4 protein-coding genes are annotated in these 4,764 nt (G+C 70.8%); 2 read left to right on the top strand and 2 right to left on the bottom strand.

The annotated features are described in order from the left end of the window. Positions 1–62: 62 nt before the first annotated feature. Positions 63–1,610 (bottom strand): long-chain fatty acid--CoA ligase, encoded by a 1,548-nt coding sequence (locus ACFWX1_RS27905; protein ID WP_378392190.1) that lies wholly within the window; start codon positions 1,608–1,610, stop codon positions 63–65. A 135-nt stretch (positions 1,611–1,745) separates the two neighbouring features. On the opposite strand from ACFWX1_RS27905, the gene ACFWX1_RS27900 reads away from it, so the two are divergent. Then, a complete protein-coding gene (locus ACFWX1_RS27900) occupies positions 1,746–2,915 on the top strand; it encodes a TetR/AcrR family transcriptional regulator (protein ID WP_378392188.1) in 1,170 nt (389 codons plus the stop codon). A gap of 73 nt (positions 2,916–2,988) precedes the next feature. Here the strand turns inward: ACFWX1_RS27900 and ACFWX1_RS27895 are convergent, their stop codons facing one another. Beyond that, complete coding sequence (locus tag ACFWX1_RS27895; RefSeq protein ID WP_378392186.1) at positions 2,989–3,891, bottom strand: hypothetical protein; 903 nt, start codon at positions 3,889–3,891, stop codon at positions 2,989–2,991. A 158-nt stretch (positions 3,892–4,049) separates the two neighbouring features. Here ACFWX1_RS27895 and ACFWX1_RS27890 point away from each other — a divergent pair, with 158 nt between their 5' ends. Next, a complete protein-coding gene (locus ACFWX1_RS27890; protein ID WP_378392184.1) occupies positions 4,050–4,706 on the top strand; it encodes a maleylpyruvate isomerase N-terminal domain-containing protein in 657 nt (218 codons plus the stop codon). Positions 4,707–4,764: the final 58 nt, after the last annotated feature.

Raw genomic sequence — 4,764 nt, 5'->3', positions numbered from 1 at the left:
CCGTTGGGGACGGTGAGCGTCTCGAACGGAGCGTTCGCGACAAACAAGGCCACAGGCGTCCTTCAGTGGACCTGGCGGTCCGTGCCGTCCCAGTACTTCCGGCGCAGCTCGCGTTTGAGGATCTTGCCCGCGCCCGACACCGGCAGCGCGTCGACGAACTCGGCCGTGCGCGGGGCCTTGTAGCCCGCGATGCGGGTCTTGGCGTGTTCGCGGATCTCTTCGGCCGTCAGCGTGTGGCCCTGTTTGAGCACGACGACGGCGTGGACGCGTTCGCCCCATTCCTCGTCGGGTACCCCGATCACCGCGCAGGCGGCGACGGCGGGGTGCTGCGCGACGGCGTTCTCGACCTCCGCGGAATACACGTTCTCGCCACCGCTGACGATCATGTCCTTGATCCGGTCGACGACGAACACGTAGCCCTCGTCGTCCATGTAGCCGCCGTCGCCGCTGTGCATCCAGCCATCGCGCAGCGCGTCGGCGGTCTCGGCGGGCTTGTTCCAGTAGCCGAGCATGACGTGCCCGCCGCGCGAGCAGATCTCGCCGACCGTGCCCCGGGGCAGTTCGGCGCCGTCCGGGTCGAGGATCCGCACCTCGGAATGCGGCGCCGCCCGCCCCGCCGAGCGCAGCAACGACGTCTTCCGGTGCTCCTCCGGGCCGAGCAGCGTGGTGACGGGGGCGAGTTCGGTCATGCCGTACGCCTGGGTGAACGCGGCGTTGGGGAACGCCTTCATCGCCCGTTCCAGCACGGCCTGCGGAATCGGGGACGCGCCGTAGACGATCCGGCGCAGGCTCGTGGTGTCGTACTCGGCGAGCGCCGGATGGTCGACCACCAGCTGGATCATCACCGGCACCAGCAGGGTGTCGGTCACCTGGTGCGTGGCGACGGCTTCGAGCACCGCGACGGGGTCGAACGCCGGGATCATCACGTGCGTCGCGCCGAGGAGCATGGCGGCGCCCCACGCCGCGAGGTCGGCGGCGTGGAACATCGGCGCGGCGTGCAGGTAACGGGCCCCTGGCGCGAGCACGCACCCGCTGGCGACCGAACCGAACGCCGACGTGAGCAGGTTGGTGTGCGAGAGCATCACGCCCTTGGGGAAGCCCGTCGTGCCCCCGGTGTAGAACAGCCCGGCCAGCTCGTCGCCGCTCCGCCGCGCGTCCTCGATCGGCTCGGCCGACGCGATCAGGTCCTCATAGGACAGTGTGCCCGCCGGCGCGGGCCCGTCGCCGCAGTGGATCACGGTGCGCAGCCCGGAATAGGCGTCGTGCAACGCGGGGAGCATCTTCGCGAACGCGTCGTCCACGAGCAGCACGTGACTGTCGGAATCGTCGAGGGAGTAGGCGATCTCGGCCGGGCTCCAGCGGATGTTCACCGGGTTCAGTACCGCGTTCGCCCACGGCACGGCCAGCAGGTATTCGTGGTACCGGTCGGAGTTCAGCGCCAGCATCGCGACCCGGTCGCCGTCGCCGACCCCGAGCCCGCGCAACGCGCTCGCCAGCCGGGCGACCCGGCCGGCCGTCTCGCCGAACGTGCGTTTCCGGTCGCCGAAGACGGTCATCGCCGCGTCCGGGGTTTGCTGGACGGCGCGGTGCAGTCCCTGGGTCAGATACATGACACGTCTCCTCCGACAGGACCGACACGGGTGGTTTGTGAATCCCGGCAAGTGACCTTCGCCTCACGATGACCTCGTGAACAGGCTATGTCAAGCGGTGTTGTGAGTTAAGTGAATGCTCGATAGCCTCGGCTGGTGGACAACAGCGTGCTGTCGCGGGGGAGCAGGCCACGGAACCGGCGCGCGCTCATCGTCGCGGCCGCCGGTGACCTCTTCGCCCGCCGCGGCTACGCGCGGGTCGGGATGAGCGAGATCGCGGAGGCGGTGGCCATCGGGCCGTCCGCGCTGTACCGCCATTTCTCCGGCAAACAGGACCTGCTGCGCGAAGTGATCACCGAGGGGCTCGTGCCGATCCGGGACACGCTGTCGGCGCCGGGTCTTCGCGGCCGGGCCGCGCTGCGCGGGCTGGCCGCGATCGGCGTCGAGCACCGGCCGCTCGGGGTGCTGTGGCAGCGCGAGGCCCGGCACCTGGCCGACGACGACCGCGCGCGGCTGCGGCGTGAACTGCGGGAGATCGGCGCGCTCGCGGCCGGGCACGTCCGGCTGGCACGCCCCGGGCTCGACGACGGAGCGGCCGCGCTGTTGGCGTGGTCGGTGATCGCGGTCGCCGCGAGCGTGTCCTTCCACCGCGTCGATCTTTCCCGGGTGCCCGCCGCGGACCTGCTCGCCGGGCTCATCGACGCCGTGCTGGACACCGGACTTCCGGATCCCGGCGAACGCGCGCCAAGCCCTCCGGCGGTGGGGATGCTGCCCGCGTCGCGGCGGGAAGCATTGCTCATCGAGGCCGTCCGGATGTTCGCCGAACGCGGTTACACCGGCGTGGCCATCGAGGACATCGGCGCGGCGGTGGGCATCGCCGGCCCGAGCGTCTACAACCACTTCCCGGCTAAGCTCGACGTGCTGACGACCGCGTGCCGCCGGGGGATCGGCCTGCTGTACATGGACCTCACCGCCGCGTACACGGCGGCGTCGGCCGCACCGGACGCACTCCGCGCACTCATCCGCTCCTACACCCGTTTCACCCGGGTGCACCCCGATTTCGTGACACTGCTGATCAGCGAGATCGGCCACCTGCCCGAGGAGGAGCGGCACAGCGTGCGACGGGCCCAGTACGACTACGTCAGCGAATGGGTGCACCTGCTCGGCCTGACGCGCCGGGACATCGATCCGATCGCCGCCAGGATCCGGGTCCACGCCGCGCTTTCGGTCCCCAACGACGCGGCCCGTACGCCGCGGCTGCGGCGCGGGCGCGGAACCCCGGCGGCGCTGGAACGCGTCGCCGCCGGGATTCTCGGGATCGCCTGAAGCCGGGCGCGTGGCCGCGGGCAGACCGCGCCGGGACCGGTGGCGGCCGGGTCCGGAGCCGCCATCGGCGGGATCAGGCGTTCTGTGCTCCGTTGTAGACCTGCCAGGCAACATCGCGGTAATAGGCGAAGTACGAATCGCCCCAGCTGCCGAAATAGCTGGCGGTCTGCACGGAGGAGCCGTCGTTCTGGTAGTTCACGATGAACGCGCCGCCGCTCGCCCCGCCGGACAGGCCGTTGCAGTTGCGGATCTGGACTCCGCCCTGCGGCCCGTCGTAGGGCTGGCCTTCGCACCACACGGCGTAGTCCTTGTCGCCAGGGAGTCCGACGCCGTGGGCATATCCGTTGGTCGCCCAGTTGAACCCGATGCCCGAACCGCCGACGACGTCCTGCACGTGCCGATTCCCGTTCCCGCCGGTGCTCAGCACGATGAAGGCGTTGTCACCGCCCGCGCCCTTCTCGTCGATCCGCCAGCCCATCGACCGCCAGTTCCACCAGCCGTACGGCGCGCTTCCCTTGTTGTACGACGGCGCGAAGCGGAAATTGGTGTAGGTCTGCCCGGTGCCGATGTCCATGACGCAGTGCCTGCCGGTCGAGACGACGTCGTGGTTGTTGCTGGTGACGACATTGGCGGAACAGATGTAGTCGCCCTTGCCCGGTACGGTGAACACGAGTCTGCCCATGGTCACCCAGATGCTGGCCGCCGCGTGCATCCCGGATCCGGGCTGGGGCGGGGTGGCGTGCACGAATCTGGGCGTGCCGGCGGGTTCGGCCTGCCGGCCGGCCCCGGTGATCGCGGGCGGGTCGATCGGTTTGGCGTTCGCGAGCCGTTCCGGGGTCCAGTAGGAATCGAGCCGGGCGGCGGAGGTGTGGTTGACCGCGGTCTGGACCACCGAGGTCGCCGCCTGTGCCGGTGCGGCCGGGACGAGTGCCGTGATGAGGGCCGCGCAGGCGGCCGCGAGCGTGATTCGGCGCATGATGGTTCCCCTTGGGAATGTGAGGAGCGATCGATACGGGACGAACCGTGCCGGCGCCGGACGGCGAGCACATCGTGACACGGGGAACGCGGTCCCACGATATTCCCTCGACATTCCTGTCCGAAAACAGACAACGTTGTCCCCCAACAGGAAGAACCATGACTACCGAAGGGAAACCACCGATGACCGGAGACGAGTTCCTTGCCGCGGCGCGCATCGCCGCGCGCCTGCTGCGCGAGCCCGCCGTCGCAGCGGCCTGGGACGCGCCCAGCGCACTGCCGGAGTTCAGTGTCGGCGGCCTCGCCGGGCATCTGGCCTATCAGGTCCTGGCCGTACCGGACGCGTTGTCGGGGCCGGTGCCCGAAGAACCGGTGATCAGCCTGCTCGACCACTACGGCCGGGTGGAGTGGATCGGGGCGGGGCCGGAGGCCGAGATCAACGTCCGCATCCGTGCCGGGGGCGAGCGCGCCGGCGCCGAAGGGCCGGAGACGCTGGCCGAGCGGATCGACGCCACCGTCGTCGAACTGGCGGGTGCCTTCGCGGTGGGAGAGGACCGGCCGGTGCGGATCCCGTTGTGGGGACCGTGGTCGCTGCGGCTCGGCGATCTGCTGGTCACGCGGACGATGGAACTGGTGGTGCACGCGGACGATCTCGCCGTCAGCGTGGGAATCCCGACGCCGGAGTTCTCCGACGGCGCGGTCGCCGCGGTGGTCGGCCTGCTCTCCCGGCTGGCCGTGCGCCGGCACGGCGGGACGGCCGTGGTCCGCGCGCTGAGCAGGGCGGAGCGTGCCCCGGCGACGATCGCCGCCATCTGAGCGCACTCGGAAAACACGACGCGCGGGGTGGGGGGCGCGCGGGGCCCCCCCCCCCCCG

This window comes from Amycolatopsis sp. NPDC059021, from assembly GCF_042739895.1.
Lineage (GTDB): Bacteria > Actinomycetota > Actinomycetes > Mycobacteriales > Pseudonocardiaceae > Amycolatopsis.
The sequence above is the reverse complement of the archived record's forward strand: the minus strand, read 5'-3'. Positions and strand labels throughout refer to the sequence as shown.